The organism is Thioalkalivibrio paradoxus ARh 1 (genome assembly GCF_000227685.2).
Lineage (GTDB): Bacteria > Pseudomonadota > Gammaproteobacteria > Ectothiorhodospirales > Ectothiorhodospiraceae > Thioalkalivibrio > Thioalkalivibrio paradoxus.
Genome location: NZ_CP007029.1, coordinates 1,497,619 through 1,522,421, shown reverse-complemented (window position 1 = coordinate 1,522,421; position 24,803 = coordinate 1,497,619). Strand labels below are relative to the sequence as shown.

19 protein-coding genes are annotated in these 24,803 nt (G+C 63.8%); 4 read left to right on the top strand and 15 right to left on the bottom strand.

Going from position 1 to position 24,803, the window contains the following annotated elements; genetic code table 11:
- Positions 1-153: 153 nt before the first annotated feature.
- The 3 genes from THITH_RS07055 to THITH_RS07045 all read right to left on the bottom strand — a co-directional run bounded on the left by THITH_RS07055 (position 154) and on the right by THITH_RS07045 (position 2,572).
- Positions 154-573 carry a SufE family protein gene (locus THITH_RS07055; RefSeq protein WP_006747787.1) on the bottom strand — a complete coding sequence of 140 codons (420 nt, stop codon included), beginning with the start codon at positions 571-573 and terminating at the stop codon, positions 154-156.
- A gap of 62 nt (positions 574-635) precedes the next feature.
- Positions 636-2,084: a Fe-S cluster assembly protein SufB gene (sufB, locus tag THITH_RS07050; RefSeq protein ID WP_006747788.1), complete on the bottom strand. Its 1,449-nt coding sequence runs from the start codon at positions 2,082-2,084 to the stop codon at positions 636-638.
- A 35-nt stretch (positions 2,085-2,119) separates the two neighbouring features.
- On the bottom strand, positions 2,120-2,572 hold the full coding sequence (locus THITH_RS07045; protein ID WP_006747789.1) for an SUF system Fe-S cluster assembly regulator: 453 nt from the start codon (positions 2,570-2,572) through the stop codon (positions 2,120-2,122).
- A gap of 148 nt (positions 2,573-2,720) precedes the next feature.
- On the opposite strand from THITH_RS07045, the gene THITH_RS07040 reads away from it, so the two are divergent.
- The 4 genes from THITH_RS07040 to THITH_RS07025 all read left to right on the top strand — a co-directional run bounded on the left by THITH_RS07040 (position 2,721) and on the right by THITH_RS07025 (position 6,374).
- A complete protein-coding gene (locus THITH_RS07040) occupies positions 2,721-3,596 on the top strand; it encodes a gamma-glutamylcyclotransferase (protein WP_006747790.1) in 876 nt (291 codons plus the stop codon).
- 162 nt (positions 3,597-3,758) lie between these two features.
- Positions 3,759-4,952 carry a succinyldiaminopimelate transaminase gene (dapC, locus tag THITH_RS07035; RefSeq protein ID WP_006747791.1) on the top strand — a complete coding sequence of 398 codons (1,194 nt, stop codon included), beginning with the start codon at positions 3,759-3,761 and terminating at the stop codon, positions 4,950-4,952.
- 179 nt (positions 4,953-5,131) lie between these two features.
- On the top strand, positions 5,132-5,959 hold the full coding sequence (gene dapD / locus THITH_RS07030; RefSeq protein ID WP_006747792.1) for a 2,3,4,5-tetrahydropyridine-2,6-dicarboxylate N-succinyltransferase: 828 nt from the start codon (positions 5,132-5,134) through the stop codon (positions 5,957-5,959).
- A 52-nt stretch (positions 5,960-6,011) separates the two neighbouring features.
- On the top strand, positions 6,012-6,374 hold the full coding sequence (locus THITH_RS07025; protein ID WP_006747793.1) for a Spx/MgsR family RNA polymerase-binding regulatory protein: 363 nt from the start codon (positions 6,012-6,014) through the stop codon (positions 6,372-6,374).
- 324 nt (positions 6,375-6,698) lie between these two features.
- On the opposite strand, the gene THITH_RS07020 is transcribed toward THITH_RS07025, so the two are convergent.
- The 12 genes from THITH_RS07020 to THITH_RS06965 all read right to left on the bottom strand — a co-directional run bounded on the left by THITH_RS07020 (position 6,699) and on the right by THITH_RS06965 (position 24,732).
- Positions 6,699-7,145, bottom strand: a complete 447-nt coding sequence (locus tag THITH_RS07020) for an OsmC family protein (protein WP_006747794.1) — start codon at positions 7,143-7,145, stop codon at positions 6,699-6,701.
- 310 nt (positions 7,146-7,455) lie between these two features.
- Positions 7,456-8,352, bottom strand: a complete 897-nt coding sequence (locus tag THITH_RS07015) for an NAD(P)-dependent oxidoreductase (protein ID WP_006747795.1) — start codon at positions 8,350-8,352, stop codon at positions 7,456-7,458.
- A gap of 192 nt (positions 8,353-8,544) precedes the next feature.
- On the bottom strand, positions 8,545-10,104 hold the full coding sequence (locus tag THITH_RS07010) for a GTPase family protein (RefSeq protein WP_006747796.1): 1,560 nt from the start codon (positions 10,102-10,104) through the stop codon (positions 8,545-8,547).
- On the bottom strand, positions 10,101-11,321 hold the full coding sequence (locus THITH_RS07005) for a YcjF family protein (protein WP_006747797.1): 1,221 nt from the start codon (positions 11,319-11,321) through the stop codon (positions 10,101-10,103). Before THITH_RS07005 ends, THITH_RS07010 begins: the two co-directional genes overlap by 4 nt.
- 141 nt (positions 11,322-11,462) lie before the next feature.
- Positions 11,463-12,173, bottom strand: a complete 711-nt coding sequence (locus tag THITH_RS07000; RefSeq protein WP_006747798.1) for a M48 family metallopeptidase — start codon at positions 12,171-12,173, stop codon at positions 11,463-11,465.
- A complete protein-coding gene (locus tag THITH_RS06995; protein ID WP_006747799.1) occupies positions 12,170-15,286 on the bottom strand; it encodes a type I restriction endonuclease subunit R in 3,117 nt (1,038 codons plus the stop codon). The genes THITH_RS07000 and THITH_RS06995 overlap by 4 nt, the downstream gene beginning before the upstream one ends.
- Positions 15,287-15,290: 4 nt before the next feature.
- On the bottom strand, positions 15,291-16,751 hold the full coding sequence (locus THITH_RS06990) for a Fic family protein (protein WP_006747800.1): 1,461 nt from the start codon (positions 16,749-16,751) through the stop codon (positions 15,291-15,293).
- Entirely contained in the window at positions 16,748-16,975 is a 228-nt protein-coding gene (locus tag THITH_RS06985) for a DUF1016 N-terminal domain-containing protein (protein WP_006747801.1), read from the bottom strand. Before THITH_RS06985 ends, THITH_RS06990 begins: the two co-directional genes overlap by 4 nt.
- Positions 16,972-18,213, bottom strand: coding sequence for an RNA-binding domain-containing protein (locus THITH_RS06980; protein ID WP_006747802.1), 1,242 nt, complete (start codon positions 18,211-18,213; stop codon positions 16,972-16,974). Before THITH_RS06980 ends, THITH_RS06985 begins: the two co-directional genes overlap by 4 nt.
- Before the next feature lie 33 nt (positions 18,214-18,246).
- Positions 18,247-20,922, bottom strand: coding sequence for a TrlF family AAA-like ATPase (locus THITH_RS06975; RefSeq protein WP_006747803.1), 2,676 nt, complete (start codon positions 20,920-20,922; stop codon positions 18,247-18,249).
- Positions 20,915-22,249, bottom strand: coding sequence for a restriction endonuclease subunit S (locus THITH_RS06970; protein WP_006747804.1), 1,335 nt, complete (start codon positions 22,247-22,249; stop codon positions 20,915-20,917). The genes THITH_RS06975 and THITH_RS06970 overlap by 8 nt, the downstream gene beginning before the upstream one ends.
- The gene (locus THITH_RS06965; protein WP_006747805.1) at positions 22,249-24,732 is read right to left on the bottom strand and encodes an HsdM family class I SAM-dependent methyltransferase; all 2,484 of its coding nucleotides are present in this window, start codon (positions 24,730-24,732) and stop codon (positions 22,249-22,251) included. Before THITH_RS06965 ends, THITH_RS06970 begins: the two co-directional genes overlap by 1 nt.
- Positions 24,733-24,803: the final 71 nt, after the last annotated feature.

The following is a 24,803-nucleotide window of genomic DNA, read 5'->3' as shown; positions in this document are numbered from 1 at the left end:
CTACATCCGGCCAGAACCGTAGGGCGGAAGAGCGAAGCGTCATCCGCCGGCGGCGCCGGCAGGAAGCCAGGCGTCCGACCGCCGAGGCACAAAGGCAGCGGATGACGGCCTGCGGCCTGTTCCGCCCGCATGGTTGGAACGCGGCGCATCGCTTCAGGCGGTCGCGGCGTGCTCGACCGCGAGTTCGCGCACGCGGAACAGCAGCGCCTCCATTCCGGCGCGCCGGGTCGGGCTGAGCGCGCTCTCGAGCCCCATCGGGCCGAACAGGTCGTCCGGATCGGTCGCCAGCACTTCCTCCGGCGTCTTGTCCCGGAAAGGCAGCAGCATCAGCGCCATCAGACCACGGACCGTCGCCGTTTCCCCGTCGGCCTCGAACACCAGCTTCGGCGGGTTCTCGTCGTTCAGATGCGCGATCAGCCAGGCGCGGGTGTTGCAGTCCTTGATCCGGTTGTCCTCGGTGAGCTGATCTTCAGGCAGATTCGGCAGATGCCGCCCGAGATCCTCGATCAGCTTGTAGCGGTCTTCCCAGTCCGGAAGCATTTGGAAGGCTTCCATCAGTTCCTGCACGTTCATCGGCGTTCCCGTTGTGTCTGGTTCATATGGCGCCTGCTGGGCAGGCTCCTACAGTCGCTCGCTCAGCCGACCGCGCCTTCCAGCGACACCGCGAGCAGCGCCTGCGCCTCGACCGCGAATTCCATCGGCAGCTCGCCGAAGACCTCCTTGCAGAAGCCGTTCACGATCATGTTCACCGCGTCCTCCTCGGAGATGCCGCGCTGCTTCAGGTAGAAGATCTGGTCGTCGCCGATCTTCGAGGTGGTCGCCTCGTGCTCGACCTGCGCGCTCGGATGTTTCACCTCGATATACGGGTAGGTGTGCGCGCCGCAGCGGTCGCCGAGCAGCAGCGAGTCGCATTGCGTGTAGTTGCGCGCGCCCTCGGCGCCGCCGAGCACCTTTACCAGCCCGCGATAGGCGTTGTTGGAACGTCCCGCCGAGATCCCCTTGGAGATGATCGTGCTGCGGGTGTTGCGGCCGATGTGGATCATCTTGGTGCCGCTGTCGATCTGCTGGAAGTTGTTGCCGACCGCAACCGAGTAGAACTCGCCGACCGAGTTCTCGCCCTTCAGGATGCAGCTCGGATATTTCCAGGTGATTGCCGAGCCGGCCTCGACCTGGGTCCAGGAAATCTTGCTGTTGCGCCCGCGGCACTCGCCGCGCTTGGTCACGAAATTGTAGATGCCGCCCTTGCCTTCCTCGTCGCCCGGGTACCAGTTCTGCACCGTCGAGTACTTGATCTCGGCGTCGTCGAGCGCGATCAGCTCGACCACCGCCGCGTGCAGCTGGTTCTCGTCGCGCTGAGGCGCGGTGCAGCCTTCGAGGTAGCTCACATGGGAACCTTCCTCGGCGATGATCAGCGTGCGCTCGAACTGGCCGGTGTTCATCGCGTTGATGCGGAAGTAGGTCGACAATTCCATCGGGCAGCGCACGCCTTTCGGGACGTAGACGAACGAGCCGTCGGAGAACACCGCCGCGTTCAGCGCCGCGAAGTAATTGTCACCCGAGGGCACCACGGTGCCGAGGTATTTCTCGACCAGCTCGGGATGGTTCTGCACCGCTTCCGAGAACGAGCAGAAGATCACGCCGGCCTCGGCGAGCTTCTCCTTGAACGTGGTCGTGACCGAGACGCTGTCGAACACCGCGTCGACCGCGACGCCGGCGAGGCGCGCGCGCTCGTGCAGCGGAATACCCAGCTTCTCGTAAGTCTCGAGCAGCTTCGGATCGACTTCGTCCAGGCTTTTGGGCGCGTCGTCCTTCGACTTCGGCGCGGCGTAGTACGAGATCTTCTGATAGTCGATCTTCGGGTAATGCACATGGGCCCAGTTCGGCTCGCGCATCGTCAGCCAGTGGCGGTACGCCTCGAGCCGCCAGTTCAGCATGAACTCCGGCTCGCGCTTCTTCGCCGAGATCGCGCGGATCACGTCCTCGTTCAGACCCGGCGGCAGAACCTCCTGGTCGATATCGGTGCTGAACCCATACTTGTACTCGCGTTTGATGAGTTGCTCGACGTCGTGTGGTTGCGTGGACATGGTTCTCGCCTCGAATAAGCTCTTGGATCGTGTGGTCACAGCGCCGGTGTGCGGGGCTCGCCCCAGGACACTGGCACCGGCATCGTGCCGTGCGTGAGATCGTTCAGGTTGACGACCGACAGCGCCTGGCGAAACGCCGCGTTGATGTGCTCCCAGTGCGGCCGCGTGTTGCAGTTGTGATGAATCTGGCAGTCGAGATCGTCGTTCATGCATTCGGTCAGCGCGATCGGCCCCTCGACCGCCTCGATGATCACCGCAAGATTCGTTTGCGCCGCGGGCCGCGCAAGGCGGTAGCCGCCGTTGCGGCCCTGCATGGACAGCAGCACGCCGTGGTCTTTCAGCAGCTTCAGCAACTTGATCACGGTCGGCAGCGCGATCCTGGTATTCGCGGCGAGCTGCCGCGCGGTCGCGCCCTGGCCGTCCTGCTCGCGCGCGATTTCGCAGAGCAGTACGATCGCGTAGTCACTGAGCTTGCTGATGCGCAACATCGTTGATGGCCGTTCCCGGTTAAACAGTACTGAATTGGTCCTATTTTACCGCAAAAAGGAGGGGCGGTGACGCCCCAGGTGTTCGATTTCTCTTAAGCTGGGGCGCAGTCTCGCGAGTGCAACAACCCCGTTCAAGAAACATTCTGCAATGCACGGAAAAACGACCAGCCGGCTGTTCGTCTATGGAACTCTGCTGCGCGGACTGGCGCGCGCGCAGCTGCTGCGCGATGCGCGCCTTCTGGGCCTGGCCTGGATCCCCGGCCGGCTGTTCGACCTGGGCGCCTGGCCGGGCCTGCGCCACGGGCCCGGCAGGGTCATCGGGGAGCTCTACGAGGTCGACACCCCGACGCTGGCGCGGATCGACCGCATCGAAGACTACGACCCGCGCGACCCCCAGCGTTCATTGTACCTGCGCGAACGGCTGCCGGTGCAGCCGCTGTCGGGCGCACCCGCCCACCCTGCGTTCACCTACGTGTTCACCCGGGAACCCGATCCCGAGACCTGGATTCGCCACGGCGACTACCGCCGCCACCTGCTGGAACGGCAGGCGGGGCCGCAACCGGTGGTCGCCTACGGGGCGAATCTCAGCCGCGAGCGCATCGAACGCCGGATCGGGCCAGTCGGCGCCCGCACCGGCGGGATTCTGCCCGGCTTCGAGCTGCGTTTCGAGAAACATGCCGTCACCCGGGACGCGGTCGTCGCGAATCTCCGATTCAGCGCTTCCGGTGCTGCCTGCCGGGCCGCGCTCTGCCGGCTGAACCGCGAGCAGCTGGAGGCGATGGACCGGTTCGAGGGTACGCCGGGGGAGTACCTGCGCATCGGGCTGCCGTTTCGTCCGGACCGCCGGCGCGGGCTCTGCCTGGCGCATGCCTGGATCGCGCACCCGGCCCGCGTCACCGCCGGCCTGCCCGTCCGCGAGGAGTACCTCGCCCATCTACGCGGCGGCTATGCCGAGTTCGGCTGGCCTGACGACCCGATCGCCCAAGCCCTACGAATCCTCCAAACATCCCGGGGATACCGGTAGCGACGGCACAACCCGCCGGCATGCGCCGTACCCCGCCGATCGGGTGCGCGGCCGCGCGTGGCATTGCGGGTTTCCGGACGGCGCGGTCCGGTATACTGCGCCGGCCGCCGGCGGCGCGGGGGGTGTCGCGGGCGGGTTTGCCGACACCAAGGATGCCTGACGATGAACCCGAACATCGAGCGCCTGCAGCCCTACCCATTCCAGCGTTTGCGGGCGCTGTTCGCGGACCTGCCTGCACATACCGCACCGCCCCCGATCGCGCTGTCGATCGGCGAGCCACGGCACGCAATGCCGCCATTCGTCGCGGAGGTACTGGGCGCGTCGATGTCCGGCTTCAACCGCTATCCGACGACCCGCGGCGAGTTGGCGCTGCGCGAGGCCATTTCCGGATGGCTGCAGCGCCGGTTCGGACTCGCGCGGGTCGATCCGGATACCCAGGTGGTCCCAGTGAACGGAACCCGCGAGGCACTGTTCGCGTTCGCGCAGGCGGTGGTGGATCCGCGGCCCGGCGCTGCGGTGCTGATGCCCAACCCGTTCTACCAGATCTACGAGGGCGCGGCGCTGCTCGCCGGCGCCGAACCGCTGTTCTATCCGCTGACCGCCGACCATGGCTACCGCCCCGACTTCGCCGCGATTCCGGACGCGGTCTGGGACCGCGTGCAGCTGGTCTATCTCTGCAACCCCGGGAATCCTGCGGGCGCGGTGATCCCAGAGGCCGACCTCGCCGAGCTGATCCGGCGCGCCGAGCGGCACGACTTCGTGATCGCGGCCGACGAATGCTACTCGGAGATCTACCGGCCCGGGGACATGCCGCCCCCCGGGCTGCTCGGGGCGGCGGAACGGCTCGGCAACACGGCTTTCTCACGCTGCGTGGTCTTCCACAGCCTGTCCAAGCGTTCGAACCTGCCCGGAATTCGCTCGGGCTTCGTCGCCGGCGACGCCGCCGTGCTCCAACGCTTCGCGCTGTACCGGACCTACCACGGCTGCACCATGCCCGCCCCGCTGCAGGCGGTGAGCCGTGCCGCCTGGTCGGACGAAACCCACGTGGCCACCAACCGCGAACTCTACGCACAGAAGTTTGCCGCCGTCGTCCCCCTGCTGGCGCCGGTGCTGGAGGTGTCGATGCCTGACGCAGGCTTCTACTTGTGGCCACGCGTGCCCGGCGGCGACGACGAGGCCTTCGCGCGGCAGCTGCAACGCGATGCGAATGTCACCGTGCTGCCCGGCCGGTATCTGTCCCGCCCGGGGGCGGACGGCGATCCCGGTGCGGGGCATGTGCGCATGGCATTGGTCGCGGAACCGGAAGCCTGCATCGAAGCCGCCGGGCGTATCCGCGAACTGCTGGAGCGGACTTGAAATCCGCCGAATCCCGCCACCGGCGCCTTCGCCCCCCACGGCCGGAGGCTGGAAAACGGGCCGCCGGCGGCGATTTCGCGGTACCCTTGGCGCGATTCGAAAGCCGCCGTGTTCCGGCACGCCGGGGCGTCGGTCCCCACGCCCACATTGTCGCTATTCACTGAAGGAAAATATCGCAAATGTCTGAATTGAAGAACATCATCGAGAGCGCCTTCGAGCGCCGGGCCGAGATCACCCCGCGCAACGTTGAGACCACCGTCAAGGACGCGGTGCGCGAGACTATCGACCAGCTCGACCGTGGTGTGCTGCGCGTCGCACAGAAGCAGGACGGCCAATGGACCGTGCACGAGTGGCTGAAGAAGGCGGTGCTGCTGTCGTTCCGGATCGAGGAGAACCAGTTCATCAAGGGTGGCTTCACCAACTACTACGACAAGGTGCCGTCGAAATACGCCGACACCAGCAGCCGGGATTTCCGCTCCGGCGGCGTGCGCGTGGTTCCGCCGGCGACCGCACGCAAGGGCGCGTACATCGCGCCGAACGTCGTGCTCATGCCATCCTACGTGAACATTGGCGCCTATGTGGATGAAGGCACGATGGTCGACACCTGGGCGACGGTCGGTTCCTGCGCCCAGATCGGCAAGAACGTGCACCTGTCGGGCGGCGTCGGCATCGGCGGCGTGCTGGAGCCCCTGCAGGCGGCGCCGACGATCATCGAGGACAACTGCTTCATCGGCGCGCGCTCGGAAATCGTCGAGGGTGTGATCGTCGAAGAAGGCGCGGTGATCTCGATGGGGGTTTACATCGGTCAGAGCACCCGCATCTACGACCGCGAGAAAGACGAGATCACCTACGGCCGGGTACCCGCCGGGGCCGTCGTCGTGTCGGGCAATCTCCCGTCGAAGGACGGCAAGTACTCGCTGTACTGCGCGGTGATCGTGAAGCGCGTCGACGAAAAGACCAAGGCCAAGGTCGGCCTGAACGCGCTGCTGCGGGACGTGCAGGGCTGATGCCCGGGCCGCGACCAGCCACCGCACCCGGTGTCCTTTCGAGGCCTGGGGCATGACTGCGGCAGAGCCCCTGCTCTACGGCATTTCGAACTGCGACACGGTGCGCCGGGCACGCCGAGAGCTTCGGGAAGCCGGCGTCGCCTGCCGTTTTCATGATTTTCGCAAGGATGGCCTCGACCCCGACACGCTGGACCGCTGGCTCGACGCCGTGGGCTGGGAAGCCCTGCTGAACCGCCGCGGCGCGACCTGGCGGCGCCTGCCGGCCGACACGCGTGCGACCGTCGACGCAAACGGCGCGCGAGCGCTGATGCTGGTGGAACCCACGCTGATCAAGCGCCCGGTGATCGAGCATTCGGGCCAGGTGAGCGTCGGCTGGAACGAAACCACCGCGACCGCGCTGGGCGCACGGCGTTAGCTTCCATGGGCGACCGGGGTGCCGTGGGCGCCTGGGCACTGCGAACGCCGTGTGGCGGATGACGCTGCGCTATTCCGCCCTACAGAACTGCAACATGAGAAGGCGAGCCACGGAAAGCACGGACAAACACGGGATAAAGGGTTTGATTTGCTTCATCTTCCGTGATTTCCGTGTCGTTCCGTGGCTGTCATTTCACTCTCATGGCGCACGCGGCCACCCCTGAGGATGAAAGAGGTGTAGGGCGGAAGAGGCCGAAGGCCGTCATCCGCCATCCGGCGCTTCCATGGCCTGCGGCCCAGCCCAGGGCCGCGGCTCCTGATGCGTTCAGCCGTCGTTTTCGGCGAGGCGGCGGCCCTCGTCATCCAGCCGTTCGAGGTGGATGTGCACCGGGACGTTGCCGTGCATCGCCTGGTGCACCGGGCAGTGGTTCATCATCCGGTCAAGGATGTGCCGGTCCTCGTCCGAGAGCACGGTGGCGAGCCGCAGCGTCAGGTCCATGCGCGAGATCCGGCAGTGGCGGCCGTCGAGTTTCCAGTCGAGTGTCGCGATCAGCGTCTGGGGCAGACCGCGGCGTTCAAGGAATCGCCGCGCGAACTCGGTCATGCAGCAGCCAAGCGCGATCGCCAGATGCTGCACCGGGTTGTAGCCGAGCGGCTGCCCCTCGCCGGCGGAGCCGGTCGGATCGGCGCTGCAGGGATGCAGGATCCGCACCCGTCCTTCGGTGGTCCGGCAAAGGGTCAGGCTGGCGGCATCGTCGCCGTGGTCACTCATCGCAGGGATCCCGGTCAGGTCTCGCTCGGGTGGTGGGCGTGCCACCACCCGCGTGTCGCAAAACAACTATAAGGCAGATGGAAATCCCTCAGGAAGGCGATATCTCCTTTGGGAAGTGGGGCGGCGGGGAGAATGCCCCCCGATTCGATCGAGCGCCGAACGCCACAATCCGCCAAGGCTTCGGGTCGATCCGACGCATCAGAGCGCCCCACAAGCCCCGGCCATCAGACTCTCCGATCACGGCCGGCCCGCCCCAAGCCTCGCCGGGAGCGGCCCACGGCGCGGCCACGCGTGAAGCGGCGGGGTCGCGTCAGCGTTCGGGAATACAGTAGCGGGCGAGGATGGTGGAATCGTCGTAGGCGTGACCGTGTTCCAGCGCGCGCGCCAGCGCGGCGCGCACGCGTTCGGCCCCGCTCAGGTCGAGGCCCAGGCTTGCAGCGGTGTTGGCGACGATGCCCATATCCTTTGCATGCAGGTGCGCCATGAACCCCGGCACGAAGTCGTCGTCCAGCAGGCGCTGGCCGTGCATCTGCAAAACCTTCGAATTCGCCAGGCCGCCGAGCAGCGCTTCGCGCACACGCGCCGGATCGACACCGGCGGCTTCGGCAAGTGCGAAGGCCTCGCCGATCGCGACCAGGGTCTCGCCCACGATCAACTGGTTGCAGGCCTTCGCGATCTGGCCGGCACCGCTGTCGCCCACGCGGGTCAGCGTGCGCCCGACCCGTTCCAGCAACGGGCCGATGCGGTCGATGTCGGCCTCGGGACCGCCGAGCATCAGCGTCAGCGTGCCCTCGATCGCGCCGCGCTCACCGCCGGAAACGGGGGCATCGATGAAGATCACGCCGGCCTCGCGCGCCTTTTCCGCAATGTGCCGGGCCCGCATCGGGTCGATCGTGCTGTGATCGACGACGATCAGCCCGGACCGCGCGTTCGCGACGATGCCGCCCTCGTCGAGCATCAACCCTTCCACGTCCGGGGTATCAGAGACGTTCAGGAACAGCACGCGCACGGTACGCACCAGGCTCGCAAGGCTCTCCTCGGGCACGGCACCATCGCCCACCAGGCGCTGCGCCTGCTCGAGTCGCCGCGCCCACACGTGTACCGGAACGCCGACGCGCAGCAGGTTGCGCACCATCGGCGCGCCCATGATGCCCAGGCCCACGTAGCCGACGGGCAGAAGATCGTCCGAAACCTTCGGGCTGGCCATCGTTGCGCCTCCTGTGATGGGCTGGAGAATCATTGTACTGCCCCCATCCAGGCCCTGCAGCGCCGCGGGTGGCGGGACGCGGGCAGCATATCTAACTGGCTACGGGTGGCAATACCGCCTGGAGTGGTGCCGGCGTTGGGATGGTGACCGCAGCATCACGCTCGGGAGTGGGTGTCGTGCCTGCGGCACAACCTACGAGGCGGGCGGTCGGTGGGTGGCGAGCCGCGTCAGCAGGCGGCCGGCGTTGGCCGCCTGGTCCAGGATTTTCTTCCAGTCGCGCTGGCCGGCGCGGAGATGGAGACGCTGCAGGCGCGAGTGCCCGGCATGCACCAAGCGCTCCTGCAGCACCGCCCACAGCAGATCGGCGTTGTAGGCTTCCGCCGGTGTATCGACGCGCATTGGCACGATATCGCCCGGTTCCACGCCGAGATCGTCTCCGATCGCGAGTAGCGCTTCCCGGATCGAACCCGCCTTGGCCCCCGCCGGGCGTTCCAGGTCGTAGGGCGGCGACCACTCGCGCGCCGGGCTCAGCCGGTCGATGTGGCTGGCCACGATCAACACCGGCGGCAGGCTGCGCTCCGGGTGCTGAGCGAAGTGGCCACGGATCGCGTCCAGGCCGGCGCGGTCCAGCGCCCGGTCGGCGCGGTGCGCGGCCACTACCCAGACGATCAGGTCACACGCGAATGCCTGTTCGGCGAGGTCGGCCAGATCGGTGCCGGGGCCGATCCCTGGGGTGTCGATCAGTTGGAACTCGCCGGCGCCGGGGCGCTGCAGCCGGTAACCCAAGGCCTCGGCAGTTCCCGGCAGCACATCCGCGGGCGCGGCCACTTCGCCAAGCAGCACGTTGATCAGGCTCGACTTGCCGGACTGCGACTGACCGGCTACCAGCAGCCGCAGCGCCCCCGGCATCGCTCCGTCCGCGACCGCATCGAGTCCGGTATCGGCGGCCGCCAGTTCCTGCAGCTGCCGCGCGTCGGCCCGCAGCCGCCCGGAATAGAGTTCGATCGCCGCCTTTCCCACTTCCTCCACCCAGATGCGCGTGCCCCGGCCCCGCAACCACGCGCCGGCCTCGCCCAGCGCCGCGCGCAAGACCCGGTCGCGCGTCTCCGCCAGCACGGCCGAGAGCGGGTCGACGGTCCGGGCCACGCGCCAGATCCGGTTCAGATAGCGGGCGACGCGCGCGCCCTTCAGCGCCAGCTGGCGATGCTCCCAGAGTTGCACCACCTGCCCCACGCGCACCATATGTGCCGCGGGAACGCTGTCCAGCGTCACCCGGCGCAACCGGGCCGCGATGCGCTCGCTCAACAACAGGGCCTCGGGCACGGTGAAATTCCAGATCGGCCGCGGATCGTCGGGATGGTAGTGGGCGGCCACGCGCTCGATCGTCTCGCGCGCAAGCTGCAGCATGCGTTCGCGGTCGGTGATCGACTCGGGCCCGGCGCCGGCCGCCACTTCCTGCACCGAGCGCCACGCCGCCCGATCCCGCGGGGTCCAGTCCGGTTCGGGGGGCGAATCCGTCGCGGGCGCCGCGGTCTGCGCTTCCGATCCCGGCTCCGCCGGCTGCAGCTGGCGCAGCAGCAGGTGCGCCGCCAGCCCCAGCAGCGCCGCAATCCCCAGCCAGTACAGCAGCCAGCCCTGCTGAAACAGCCAGAACATGCCCAGCGGAATCAGGGCCAGGAACGGCAGCACGAACAGCACCAGCATCGCCAGCCCGAACCAGACCCGATGCCGACGCATCCACGCCGTCTTCATATATGCCCCCGGTCGGCCAATGGCGACGCACCGCCGTTCTGGCGGAACATCCGGTACGCCTCCTTCAGGGCGCCCTGGTAGGTGCGCGCGACCCCGTCGGGATCCGGCTGGCCGATCCGTACCTGTTCCAGATACTGGCAGGCCGCTCGACCCAGCGCGTAGGTGACCGCGGCGCTGGCCGCACCCGCGGCGACTGCTCCCGCGGTCTGGCCATAGACCGGAACCAGCTTGCCGATCTGCCGGGCAGTGAACGTTGCGCCGGCGAACAGGAGCGCACCCGAACCCAGCGACCCGAGGAACTCGTAGAGCGTGCGCCGATCCCACTCCAACCCGTACAGCGACGCCAGGCTGTGCAGCATCTTCCCCTGCAGGGTCGGCACCGTCACCAGCCCGACCACCGGCACCAGATCGGTGATCCCGGCCGCGGTTGCGTAGCCCAGCAGATGGGGATGGACCTGCCCCATGCGCGAAGCGCGAGCGGCCGCGGCCAGTTCGCGGAGCATCCCGGCGCGCGCCTGTGCACAGACACGGTCCAGCGCCGCAACCAGCGCGCCCAGCCCGTACTCCGGATCGGTGAACCCCTCCTCCGGCCGGGTCAGGTCCACCGGAACCGCCACGAACTCGCCCTGACCCGGCAGGTCTGCGAAGGCGGCTGCCTGTGTCTGCAGGGCCCGGCGCAGGTTCTCGAGCGCCGGGTCGGTGGTCAGCGCCGCATACGGTGGATGGTCGCGCCCGTCCGGATAGCCGTCGTGCAGGCGGGTCTGCACCAGGATCACCGGCCAGTCCGGGTGCTCGCGCCGGATCCGGTGCAGAACCCCGAGGATCGCGGACTGCTCCGGTTCCATCGCGCGCACCACCGCCAGCACCGCATGAGCCCGGCGTGCGACCAACTCCAGATCCTCGGCCGGATCGTAGTCCACTTCACCCAGGCCCCGGGTATCGAGAAAGCGCACGATCGGAACGTCCTCGGGAAAGTCGTAGACGCGCGAATGCGCGGTACAGGGCCGGAATCCGAGACCGACCCCAGCATCCGGATGCCCGGTGACCGCGCGGATGATCGAAGTCTTGCCGGACTGCACCTTGCCCAGCAGCCACAGCACCGGGGTCTGCTCGCGGGCACGCGCGGCGATCTCGGCATCGATCGCCGGTACCGGTTCCGGCCGCAGCACAGCGTCCCGAAACGCCTTCCAGTCCCAGTTGGGCAATTTCCACCGCATCGACTTATCCGGCCGGCGGCCCCTCCCATGGTGTAGCTGCCGAACGCTGAAGCTCATCGGCGGCCATAAAGCACAGTGGAATCGCCGTTTGGCGTAGCGCCTTGTTGGGCCTCGAGTGTTCTACGGACCGAAGAACAGCGTTCACCAATTCTCAGCGCCCAGTGGCAATTCATTGAGCTCATTTCGCGCCTCGCGCCAGACTGGATAATGCTCATTCAGCAGCGCAACGAAGCGTTCGTTATGAGTAGGCTCTATCAAGTGCAGCATTTCATGCACAACGATATATTCGAGCAAGTCCTTGGGCTTTCTCACGAGTTCGGTATTGAGCCGAATATGACCGGCACTCGGGTTGCAGCTTCCCCACCTGGTTTTCATGCGTTGTAGGAAATAGCTGGCCACGGTCACGCCCAGCTTGCGCTCCCACTTGTCGATCAGTGGCGGCACAGCTTCATGCAGGAGGCTCCGGTGCCAGGCACGCATGATCTCTGCGCGTTTGTCCAGGTCGGCACCGGGCCGGACGGTCAGAATGATGCGTTTGTGATCCAGCTTGACGCCGGGGCGCGCCTCTCGCTCTTCCACCGAGAGAAGATAGCGACGGCCCCACAGGTAGTGGCTTTCCCGCTCGACAAATAGCCGAGGCGTTTCCCGCGCCTGGTTTTCCAGTTTCGCCTGCTGATCACGGATCCATCCCAGCTTGGCAATGGCATAGGCGCGGGCCACCTCGAGGCGGGTTTCACTCGGAGCCACCAGGGTCACCCGACCGTCCGGCGGGTGTACGGACAGATGCACGTTCCGCACGGGCTTGCGAGTCACTTCAATGGCAATCTCGCCCAGGGTGATCGTTTCGGTCATGGGTAGCCCGCCTGATTCCGGATCAGCTCGAACACGGCTTGGGTGGCCTGCCGGTTTCGCCCGAGGATCGGAAACAGCGCATTGAGCACCTGCCGCTCGCGCGCATCGTCGCCACGCCAGCCGGCCGGGGCCTCTTCGCGCATGGCGCGGTCGATCGCCAGCGCCATCTTCAGGGGCTGTCGTTCCTCGTCCGGGGACAACTCGCGCACCTCACTGACCGGGCGCGATTCGGCCAGGATGCCCGGTAGATTGTTATAAATCACCTGGGCCTCGCGCCGGCCGGCCAGTTCGGGCGGCATATCCTCACCGCTCTGCCCCTGCGCCATCTTCCTGACCAGCGCCTCGGCCCGCTCCAGGAACTGTTTGTAGGACGCTGTCTCCTTGCGCCAGTCCGTAATCAGATCATCGAGTAGCTTGGAGAGCTGTTCATAGAATCGCGGATCGGTGAGTTGGTCGCGGATGATGGTCTTGCGGACGTTGTTGATGATGCCTTCAGCGACGGCATTTTTCGACAGTTTTCCCTTCTGGTTGAGTTTCCTGGCGATCGCATCGTGAATGCCGGTTTCGACGATCAATTCCACCAGGGAGTAGCTGTCCACCGCGCCCAGATTGCTGGCCGGGTCGGCTTGGATATAGGTATTGATGAGGTGGCGCATGTCCGCCTCGTAGGGCTTGACATCCAGCTCCTCACCCGAGTGGCGCTTGATCGCCGCGCGCACCTCGCTGAAGAAGGCCACCTCGTCCTGCAGGTCGGCGATCTCGCCCACCGTGTAGCCGGCAGCCTCCAGCTCTTGGGCGATGGCGGAAAAAGCCCGCACAAAGCTGGCCACCGCCTTGTAAAACGACACCCGCAGCACCTCGGTATCGTCCAGCGCCTCCGGCACGCCCCCATCCCCACAGAAATAGTGCAGATAGTGCTCGACCTCGCGCGGCGGCGGCACCGGCTCGCAGAGGTATTTGAGTGCCTCGCGGGTGGTGTCGACTTTCTTGCGGCCTTCCTTCAGCCAGTCCTTGAGTTCGACATTATTCTCGGCCACACCGTCATCACCCAGATCCAGATCGTCGGAGCTGTAGACCGCGATGGCCTGCTGCACATCGCCGAAAAGCTGCTTGAAATCGACGATATGGCCGTAATCCTTGTCGTCGCCGTCGAGCCGGTTGGTGCGGCAGATGGCCTGGAACAGGTTGTGATCGCGCAGCTCGTTGTCCAGGTAGATGTAGCTGCACGAAGGCGCATCGAAGCCCGTCAGCAGCTTGCTCACCACGATCAGCAGCTTGGTGTTGGCCGGCTCCTCAATGAAGCGCCGCTTCATCTCGGTCTCGTACTGCACGGTGCTCTGACCGTCCTCCAACACATACTGCTTGTAGGTATCGAACTTGTAGCGTTCGTCGCTGCTGGCCGCCTCGCGGGAAATGGCGTTGTAGTTGGGCTCGAAGGAGGTGATGACGCCGCAGTGCGGGCCGAATGAGGTGTTCTGGAACAGCCGGAAATAGTGGCAGGCATCGTAGATCGAGGCCGCCACCAGGATGGCCGTGCCACGATCATTGTTCAGACGCGGCTTGAGGCTGAAGTCCTCCATGATGTCGGCGACAATGCGCTGCTTGCGCTCGGCGGAGCTCATCAGCTCTTCCAGCGTCGCCCAGCGCTTGCGCAACATCGCCTTCTGATAGTTGTTGAGGTTGCGGGTCTTCTGCTCGAACCAGTTGTCGATGGCTTGTTGCGAGGTCAGGCGCTGGGGCACATCGCGGGCTTCGTATTTCAGATCCAGCACCACGCCATCGACCACCGCCTCCGGGAACTTGTAGGTGTGGATGTAGGTACCGAAGACCTCGCGGGTGGTCTGCTTGTCCTTGCGCAGCAGCGGCGTGCCGGTAAAGCCGATGAAGATCGCCTCACTCAGCCAGCGTTTCATCTGCCGGTTCATGGCCCCGCCCTGGGTGCGGTGGCACTCGTCCACGAACACATAGAAACGCCCGTGTACCGGCGGCGAATCCCCCTTGAGATCGCCCGGATCGAACTTGTGTACCAGCGCGCACAGCAGCCGGGGCGTGGTCGCGCCCAGCTTCTCCACGAACTGGGCGCGCGAGGTAATGCGCGGGGACGGATCATCCTCGCCCACCACCCCGGCATTGCGCATCACGCCGACAATCTGCTTGTCCAGCTCGTCACGGTCGGTCACGACCAGAATGCGGGCGGCTGGGTCGTGTTCCATGATCCACTTGGCCAGCAGCACCATCAGAATGCTTTTACCGCTGCCCTGGGTGTGCCAGATCACCCCGCCCTCGCGCTCGGCAATGCGCGCCTGAGCGGCCTTGACACCGAAATACTGGTGCGGCCGGGGCACTTTCTTCTGGCCGGAATCGAAGATCACGAAGTTGCGGATCTGATCCAGCAGCCGTGGCTTGCCGCACATCTGCACGAGCGGCTTGTCCAGCAACACGCCCGGCGAGGTTTCGCCGCCGCCTTCCTCGTCCTTCCACTGCACGAAGAATTGCTCCGGCGTGCCGCTGGTGCCGTAACGCAGGCCCTGGGCATCGCTGCCGGCCAGCAACAGTTGCACGGTGCTGAAGAAGCGTTCGTTGAAGATCGGTTCCTGATTGGTAATGAGCTGGCGCACGCCGTCGGCCACCTCCACCGAACTGCGCTTGAGCTCGATCACCGCCACCGCGATGCCGTTGAGATACAGCACCAGATCGGGCCGGCGCTCGTGCCCGCCCTTGAGCGTCACTTCCTCGGCCAGGGCAAAGTCATTGCGCTCAGGATCGTTCCAGTCGATCAGATGCACATCCTCATGCGGCTGTCCCGGAGAGAGCAGCACCTTCACCGGGTAGCGCAGCAGGTTGTAGCTGCGCAGATTGGCCTGGTAGAGCGTTACCCCGGTGACATCGGCGGCCGCCTCCAGCTTCTGCAGGGCCGCGGCGATATGCGCCTCGGAATAGCCTCGCTCGCGCAGTTTGGCGCGCAACAGCTCCGGCTCGATGGGCCGGTTGTTCTCACGCTGGTGCCAGTCGCCCAAGTGGCGATAACCCAGCCCACCTTCTGCCTCGGTGCGGGTGAACAGATCGACCACGCGGTTCTGCGTCAGGCGTTCAGGGCGGGCTCGGCTCACCATGCGGCTACTCCTCCTTGGCCTGGCTAGTCTTCAGCAAGGCTTGGCCTGGGACGGTCAGACGGTACTTCTGGCGGCTGCTCAAGGGTTTATCGGGAATAGTCATCTCAACGAACCCCGCGTCCAGCGCCGGACGCAAGTACTTTTCCTGAAAGTGCTTGCGGTCTTTCAGACCCAGCACTTCCTGGATTTCGGCGCGCTTCATTTCGCCTTTCAAAACCGCCACCAGTCGTTCGACTTCCCCGGTTGCTTGGGGGGTGACTTGGGGGGTCGCTTGGGGGCTGACTTGGGGGGTGGCTGTATCAGCTGCCCACTCCACCTCCGGACGCCAGACCACAGCGCTGAACTGATTGCCTGTCGGCTCATCCAACAGATCGATCCGCGGCCAGGCTTCCAGCGCGCGGGGAATACCGCTGCCCATGCCACGATACGGGAGGATATGGCTGGCATGCTCGGTAAGCGTGGGATTGCGGCGGATGGTCTTGCCTCGGCGAATATCCTCCGGGCTAAGGCTATCCGGCAAGTTGCCGGGGCTGACAATCTCCACCCGGTCGGCAAACACCATGACGCGGACCGAGGCGCTGGTGAAATAGTCCCGGTGGATAAGCGCGTTCACCAGCAGTTCTTCCAGCACTATTTCGGGAATTTCCAGCTCCCCCGGCGTGTTGAAACCGCGCCCCCGCTGCACATGGTGTAAGTTGCGCTTGATAAAAGCGAAGGCACCCCGGAACTGCTCCAGCAGCGTGCCCTTGATGTCCTCGCTGTCCAGGTAGCGCGTATCGTGCAGCACCTTGCCGGGAAAGGCCACGGCCTTCACCTCGAAGGCCGGACGCCAGCGCTGCGGATTGCGGCCGAACAGCATGAGGCCGCTCAGGTTCAACTCACGACCATCGCCCAAGCCCAGGTTCTGCAACAACTGCTCCCGAGTCAGGCCGGAAAACTCGCTGCTCGCACCATAGCGCTGATCAAAGTAGGCATTAAACGCCTTGTCGTCGATATCATCCACCGAGGTGCCCGCCACCGGCACCACATCGGCATAGACCAGCGCGGCGCGCTGGAACATCCGCTGCATCTCCTCGCGAGAGGTCACATGGCGTTTGTCCGCACCCTGCTTGACCCAGATGCGGCCCTGATTGTCCAGATAAGGCTTGGCCAGCCCATCGGGCACCTCCACCACCATGACGATACCCTGATCCGTCTGCACGTTCTCGGTCAGCGGATGCACCGGCGGGCGCACATGCTGTGAGGCCGCATTGCCCAATAGCTGGTTCAACCGCCGAATATCGGCGGCGCTCAACCCTGCGATGCTGCCATCGTCATTGAAGCCCAGAAACAGCCAGCCACCGCCGCTGTTGGCAAAAGCAGCCAATTCGGCGGCGAGGCCATCGGCATTGGTGGCATTGCGCTTGAACTGGTGGCGGCTGTCTTCACCACGAGCCGCGATCTCCAGGAGTTCCACCAGGTTCATGCCTTGTCTTCCGTGCCTGACGCGGCACCGATTCGCGCCCGTGCATTCTCGACGGATTGGTGCAAACGGGCCTGCAGCACTTCCCGGTTGATGCGGTTACCCACTTGCCAGTAGAGCAGCGTCAGCTCGGCATTGACCGCCACCGCCGCCCGCTGGCGGGCGACGTCGATCAGCTGGCGCAGGTCGGCGACCAGCGCCAGGCCTGTGGCGGGTGTCCGGCTCACGAGCCCCCTCCCGGCGATTTGCGATACAGGGTCGTCTTGAGATGATCCTCCGTGGCGACAAAATCGGGATCTCTGCCACTGTGGGCCCGGGTGAGGGGGACGATCTTGGTCCGCACCCCCATCCCCCGATAGTCCACATAGCCGTAATCCCGCAGCACCTCCATGATCAACGGGTTCCGGGGCGAACGCTGGCCGGCCATCATCTTCTCCACCGACATGGAGTTGGGTAAAGCGCCGGGGCTGATCACCTCCAGCCGATCGGCGTAGCTGCCCACTTCGATCTCGACGAAGCGCGTCCAGTCTCGGTGCGCCAGGGCGTTGACCAGCGTCTCTCGTACCGCCTCAACCGGATAGAACCATTCAGTCTCGCGGCGAAAACCGCTATCCACCTTCCCGGCCTCTTGCGAGATAAAGGGTCCGATGGCATCGACAAAGCGCTCAATCAGGCCGCGGTCCACCAGATCCTTTCCCGACTCCGTGACATCCCAACGACCCACCATGGGAGCATCCAGGATCTCGTCTAGCCTTGCCTGATACGCCTTCTCCGTACCCTCAAAGGCGAATACCCGCAACCCCGCCTGTTTCAGATAACGGCGCGGCCTCTTGCCGAAGAGGACCAGCCCGGCAATGGTGCAGCAGATTCGCTCGCCCGCATCGGCGAGAAAACCGAGGCCCATGAGACGGGTCTGCCACGCCTTCTCCGACGCCGGGATCTCCGGATCACGCAGAATGTCCCGCAGGTAGTTCAACAACCGCGCATCATCCAGCGAGCTCATATCGGTGCGCGGCACCGGCATCACCTCGGCGTGCAGCATGCCGCCAAGCTCGAACAGGCGCATCTGCTGCTCCCGGGTGGCCAGCCGCGAGGTGGAGCCGACACGGATATAGATCTCTTCCTTGCCCCGATCCCGCACCACATAGGGCTTGGAGATCCCCTGGGGGAAACTGATCACGGCCACCACTTTTTGATCATCGAGGCGGACCTCTTCGTAATAGGGAAGAAACATCGGGTGAACCCGGGCCTGGATAGTATTCATCACCCACTCTTCGAGTCCTTCACGCTGGATACCGGAGATCGTGCCATCGTCATCAACGCCCAACAGCACCATGCCACCCTGAAAGTTGAGCAGCGCCACGACCTCCCTGGCCAACTGCTCCGGTCGAATATCATCGCGCTTGAATTCGACACCGGAGTTCTCGCCATTAGCGATAATCTCCAGAAGTTCAGTCTTCAGCATGCGTTTCTCCTCTGGAGGTGGCGTGCGGTCCTATCATTCAAAGCCGTACTTTTCCCGACGCTGGTTAAAGGCGGCCTCGCCACCTTCGAGGATATCGGCCGCAAGGTGTTGTATTTCGGGCAGGTCAATCGCCCCCTGCTGCTGCGGAAGTATACGGCCCTTGCCCTCTTCAACGCTCAGTACGCCAATCCACTCCGCGTCGCCGAACACTGGGATATTGGCGTTATGAGTTGCAAAGATGAACTGGCGCGTCAGTTTGGCGTTGCGCAGTTCGCTGACGATTCGCTCGGCGATAAAAGCGTTGTCTAGGTTGTCTTCGGGTTGGTCCAGGATCAGCGGGTCCTGATTGCCCAATAACAAGAGGTGCAAGACAGCAGTACACTGCTGCCCGGTGGAAAGATCATCAATCGGTCGAAATTGCACATGCTGCCCACCGTGAGTTACGTTCAGTTCAATCTCGTTGAGGTCCGGCAGAAGCAGCTCCTCCATCTCCAGAAGTTTGCGCTCCGGCAGGCGACACAACGCCTCGGCAACGCCGGGGGTAACTCCCCACCCTGTCTGCTGTAGGGCAGCAGCGCCTGTTCTAATCTTCTCAGCAAGGGATACCGCCGAAAAGTCGCCATCTTTTACCCAGGCAAGACGCTTGGGACCCACCCCCTCCAAATCACAGGCGGAGAGGAATGCGAACAGCGGCTCTCGATCCCCCTCACTCGTGAGTATCAACCGGACTTTTTGGTCCAGACGCCGGTTGAGACGCTTTAGCGATTTTTGCATCACGGCGGCGCGATCACCGGACGCCTCTGAAAGCTCCAGAAGGAGTTTTTTGCGCCGGCTGTATAGTCCGTCGATCTGGGCCTTGCGGGATTGCAGCATCGCTTGTTTGGGCTGGATCCGCTCAATCCGCTGAAGTAGGGCCTGATACTCGGCACCGATTTGCCGACCGGTTTTTCCCTGGCTGGCCGGAATCTCCTTGAACGCCGCCTCCAATTTCTGCTCTTCCGCCTTAATGGCTTTTTCAACCTCTTGCTTTAGCGGCGCCAGCCCCTGTGTTGACTCCCGGTGCGACTCTTCCAGCTGCACAATCGCTTGCCACGCCTTTTCGGCCAAGCCGTCCAGAACCGCCTTCTGGCGTCGCAGCACGGCCGCATGGGGCAGACCTTCCAGCGCGGCATCGCTAAGATAGGTGGTGTCGGGCAGGCTCTCCTTGAGCCCGCTGATTGCCTCCCGGAGCCGATCGATTTCGTCTGTCCCACGGCTGTTGAGTCGTCTCTCTTTCTCCAGCCGGGGAATGACCTTCAGCTTCTCGTCCAGGCCGAGCGCCTGAAACTGCCGCGCTTGATCCTGCAACTTGGGAAGGCGCTCCACATCCGCCTCGATCTCCTCGCGCTGTTGCAACGCCTTGACGATGCTTTCCCGGTTCTCCTTCAGCCGCTGTAGAACCTCGGCAATGGTCGCATCATAGTCGGCCTGCTCCCCATCCAGAAAGCGCTCCATCAACTTGTTGCGACTTGAGCGATCGCGGGTCATTTCGTGAATCTCGTTCTGGCCGAACAGATCCAGGCCGGGCAACAAATCATGGGGCTGGTGGGGGGAGACATTGCCCTCTTCATCCAACACCACCGACTGATCGCCATATCGACGTTTTATCTGGAAGTGGCGGCCATGCATGGCCGCAGAACGAACGAAAAGCTCTACCCGTCCGCGTTCCAGACCCAGGTTGGCCTTGATGACGGCATCGTGCTGTTTTTGTGCCGATTGGCCGAAGGGCCGTAGGTCCAGGGCGAAACGGATGCATTCCAGCAAGGTGGACTTGCCGGTGCCCCGCCCGCCGATGAGCGCATTCAGATGGTCGGAGAACTCGATATCCACCTCGTCCAGGTAGCCGCCGACGAAGCGGATCCCTTCGATGGCCGAGGCGTAGTGCTCTGGCCGGTCGGAATTGAGCCGCACCCGAGACTCCGGATCACTGAAGGCCTGCTTGAACGAAGCGAAGCAGGGGCGGCTCATCTTGATCAGGCACGAGGTCCCATCGGCCTTGATCTGTTCCGGCTTGCAGACATCGGCGGCATTGATCGCCGCCATGGGGCGTTGGCGCCGATAGTCAGCATTCTTGTTCAGCAAGACCTGGCGGTAGAAGTCGCCTTCCACCCCCTTAAGGTCCCCGATTGAGCCTGGGATCTGTGCAGCACGCAAATTTTCGTGCTTCCAGACATGATTCATTCGTCGTTTGAGCACGCCATCATCGTTGGTGACGTGAGCGGCATAGATGAACCCGCCTTTATTATTGACGTAGTCAATAATTTCAATGGCTGACTTATAGACCGGCACCTCAGGCTGCTCAAAATCCACTTTCAACGCCCCCATGTGCATCTTTATCAGATCAGTGGCAGTTGATTCATCAAACAAACAAACAAAGTGGACCTTCTCACTTGATGCGATTTCGAACCCTGGGAAGACCACAATACCGTGCTGGGAAAACAGCCCACGAATCCTATCCACCGCCGCCACTGAACCATGGTCGGCGACACCGATCACTTCAACCCCGGCCTCCAGCGCCGCTTCCAGCAGTTGCTGGTTGTACTCATCCTCACTGAGCGTCTGTTGCTGACCTCGGTACCGGATATAGTCGGCCGGATTGACCTGCAAGGCGCATTTGATAAAACGCGCCTTGGTGTAGGTCATTTCGCTTGTGTGTGCAGTTTCAGCCATTGGCGCACTCCTTCGGCATTGGGTCCACTAGTCGCGTACGGCCGGTCAACAGCTCCTGCAACATAGCCTGCTTGAGCGCGGCGGCTTTGATGCGTCGTTGTTGCAGGGCTTCGAGTTCAGCGTCCATCTCGGACAGGACATCAGAGATCCCCACTTGCTCCTCGAACGGCGGGGTTCTCAGTTCAAGGTCGCGCACATCCTTGTTGCTTATTGCCGGATAATTCGATCCCGCGATTAATGCTTCTATTTGCTTACTGATTGGGTGCGCGAAAAGGTGCTGAAACACATAACCAGGTTGTGACACCTCTTGCCTGCAACGAATAACACAGAAGCCTGTCGAACAAACCCACTCACCCTCAGCTATACTGAAGTACAAATGCGCTTTCAGGCTTGGCCGAACTGTCGCCATAATAATATCGCCAGCCCGCAACTTTCGTCGCGCGCGCGATGGTGCAGATGAGAAAGTGACCTCAGAGTAACTTTCCAGCTTTCCGATATTCACGTCTTCAAGTGCGATGTAATTAAATGCGTAGGCGGGATGAGTTGAGCTGCTGAGGTTTTCTGGATCTATGTCAGCCACTTCGCTCATCCGCTTTACCGCCCACTCCCCCTCAAACCCCGGCAGGCGGGTTTTGCCGGTGAGGAGTTGTTGCATGGTGGCCTGTTTGATGTCGCGCTTTTTGGCGATCAGGCGGTCCAGCGCCTCCAGCAGGGCATCCACATCGCTCAGGGCGGTGGCGATGGCGCGCTGCTCAGCTTCAGTAGGCCAAGCTAGACGCAGCCGCTCAAATCGACTTGCGCCAAGGTGTGCAACCGAGGTGGTTTGGAGCGCAATTCGTGCGAAGACTCCCGTTTGCTGACAATACCGGAACAGATGCGAGGCGAAATTAGCGCAAACGCCCGCTCGAGCCCTGAAACGCAAGAGGGCATTCTGCATGGCACAGGGCTCTGGATACTCATTGTTGTAAATGGCGCACCGTCCAACAAGTTCCAGACTCTGCCCCTCGTTAAGCAGGACATCGTCGCGCTGAACTTGAAACTGCCTAAACTGTTCGTCGGTCATCGGCATCGTGAGCACATCAGTGGTGTCAATTCGCCCGTCGAAGACATTCTTGGTTCTAAGGTATGGGCGTTGTACTCCTAGCGCATTGATGGCCAATGCCTTCCCTGCGAGAACCTCTCCCTTTTGATCAACTGCAGCCACGTCCCAGTCTTCAGGAATCACCCCTACCTCGGTCTGCTTGTAGCCGTCGGGCACCACCCGCATTTCCACCTGTGGTGCATACCCCGGCGAAGCATCGCGCACTTCCATTGCCTCGCCCTTCATCACCAAGCCACCCCCATGGTCTTCAGGTGCTCGTCCACCCGCGCCGACAGGGTCTCCACCTCATCGGCCAGTTTGGGCAGCGGGGTTTCATAGCGTTCTGCAAGTTGGCGCACGCGGGCGGTGAGGGTCTGGGAGACGCGCTCCAGCTCGTTCTGCACGGCGGTTTCCAGGGCGGTGAGCCATTTGTCGTCGACCACCAGGGTCTTGATTTCGTCCTCGCTGAGTTCGGGATATTTCTCGTAGGCGAGTTGGTCGAGGGCGGCGTCGGCGTCCCTGATCAGTTTTTTCAGCTCGCTCTGGCGTTGGTCGAGTTGGGTCCATTGCTTGAGGATCCTGGCCTCCTCCAGGTATTCGGGATCGCCCTTGAGCGCCTTGAGGCGCTTGCTGACCTCGCCCTTGTTGATCTTGTCGAGTTCGGCGAAGGCGCCGTCCTCGCCGCCGTGTTCCTCTTCCAGCTCGGTGAGCTGGGCGGCGACGAAGTCGAGGTCGCTTTGCAGGGCATCCAGTTCGGCCTGCTGCGCTTTGAAATAGCGGGCGACGATGTAGGGCTTGGGGATCAGGTCGCAGGCCCAGCCCTTCTCCTTCATCTGGCCTTTCTTCTTGCCGGTCTTGATCTCTTCAAGCACGCGGCGGGGTTTGGCCACCCAGCCATCGGCGGCGATTTCGTAGGCGTCGTCCTGCAGGGTCTCGTACCAGTAGTCCATCAGGTGCTGGTAGATGTCGTAGGGGTCGAGCAGGGGCGCGGCGCGGAAGGTGTCCAGCAGGTCTTCAGCGATTTCGGTGATCAGGGCCTTGGGCAGGCCGTCCACGCCGAAGCCCTTGAGCACGGGCCGGTTGCGGCGGCGCCAGTCTTCGAACAGGGCAGTGATACGGCCTCTGAAGGCAGCGAACTCGGCGTGTTCCAGGATGGTGGGCTTGATGGCGGTGGGATCAACGGCAAGGTGGGTATAGCCTTCCCTCACCCCCGGCCCCTCTCCCGCAGGCGGGAGAGGGGAGAAAAGCTTGCGGCGCAGGGTGGGAAAGACCTGCCAGTAGGCGGCCAGGCCCGGCACCGGCGGGATGGCCGCCGGGTCGCCGTCGATGTCACGCTCGGGGATGCCGCCGTTCATGTGGGCGTGCAGGTCGTGGCGGTCTTCCGGTTCGCTGGCATCGATATAGCGCGGCAGGTTGAGGTTGTAGTCGTTCTTCGGGTCGGCGATTTCGTCGAAGGGCACGATGCGGGCATAGCGCGGCACATTGACCTGCTTGTTGAAGGTATCGACGATGCGGTGGATGTCCTGCTCGCGCAGCCGGTTCTTGTTGCCCTCCTTGATGAAGCCCCTGGCGGCGTCGATCATGAAGATGCCACGGCGAGCCGGAGCGTTTTCCTTGTCCAGCACCAGGATGCAGGCGGGGATGCCGGTGCCGTAGAACAGGTTGGCCGGCAGGCCGATGATGCCTTTCAGGTAGCCCGAGCGCACCAGTTGCTTGCGGATGGCGGCCTCGGCATTGCCGCGAAACAGCACGCCGTGGGGCAGGATGACCGCGCCCTTGCCGCTGGATTTCATCGAGCGGACGATGTGCAGCAGGTAGGCGTAGTCACCCTGCTTGGCCGGCGGCGCACCCCAGGCAAAACGCTGAAAGGGGTCTTCTTCCGGCGTGATGCCGGCGCTCCAGCCCTTGTCCGAGAACGGCGGATTGGCGACCACGTAGTCGTAGGTGCGCAGTACTTCGCCATCCTTGAACTTGGGATTGGCCAGGGTGTTGCCCTGCACGATGTTGGCGGTGGGAAAGTCGTGCAGGATCATGTTCATGCGCGCCAGACCGGCGGTGGTGACGTCCTTCTCCTGCCCTTCCAGGGTGATGTGCTTGCCGGCCTCGGCGGCCACTTTCAGCAGCAGCGAGCCGGAGCCGCAGGTCGGGTCATAGGCGGTGGTGGCGGCCTTGGTGTTTTCAGGCGCGATGCCGATCACCTGGGCCATGATGCGGCTGACTTCGGACGGGGTGTAGAACTGGCCCTTGCTCTTGCCACTTTCCTGGGCGAAGTGGCGCATCAGGTATTCGTAGGCATCGCCCAGAATGTCGTCGTGCTCGGCGCGGTTCCTGGCGAAGTTCAGCTCCGGCTTCTGGAAGATGCTGATCAGGTTGGTCAGGCGATCGACCATCGCCTTGCCTTCGCCAAGCTTGTTGGGGTCGTTGAAATCGGGGAAGTCGCTGCGCGCCAGGCGCTGGTTGGCCTCGATCAGCGGCTGGATGATCCGGGTGTTGATCTTGTCGCCGATATCGCTCTTGCCCTTGAGCTGGATCATGTCGGCGAAGCTGGCGCCCTCGGGAATGATCACCGGCGGGGCGAAATCGTCGGAATCGGCGTATTTGTCCGAGATGTACTTGATGAACAGCATGAACAGGACGTAGTCCTTGTACTGGGACGCGTCCATGCCGCCGCGCAGCTCGTCGCAGCCGGCCCAGAGGGAGGAGTAGAGTTCGGATTTCTTGATTGCCATTCGGTTATGCGCTCACTTTTCCAAGCACCAAGGGCCATGTAGCCGCCGAACAGCATACTCCAGCGGACGCT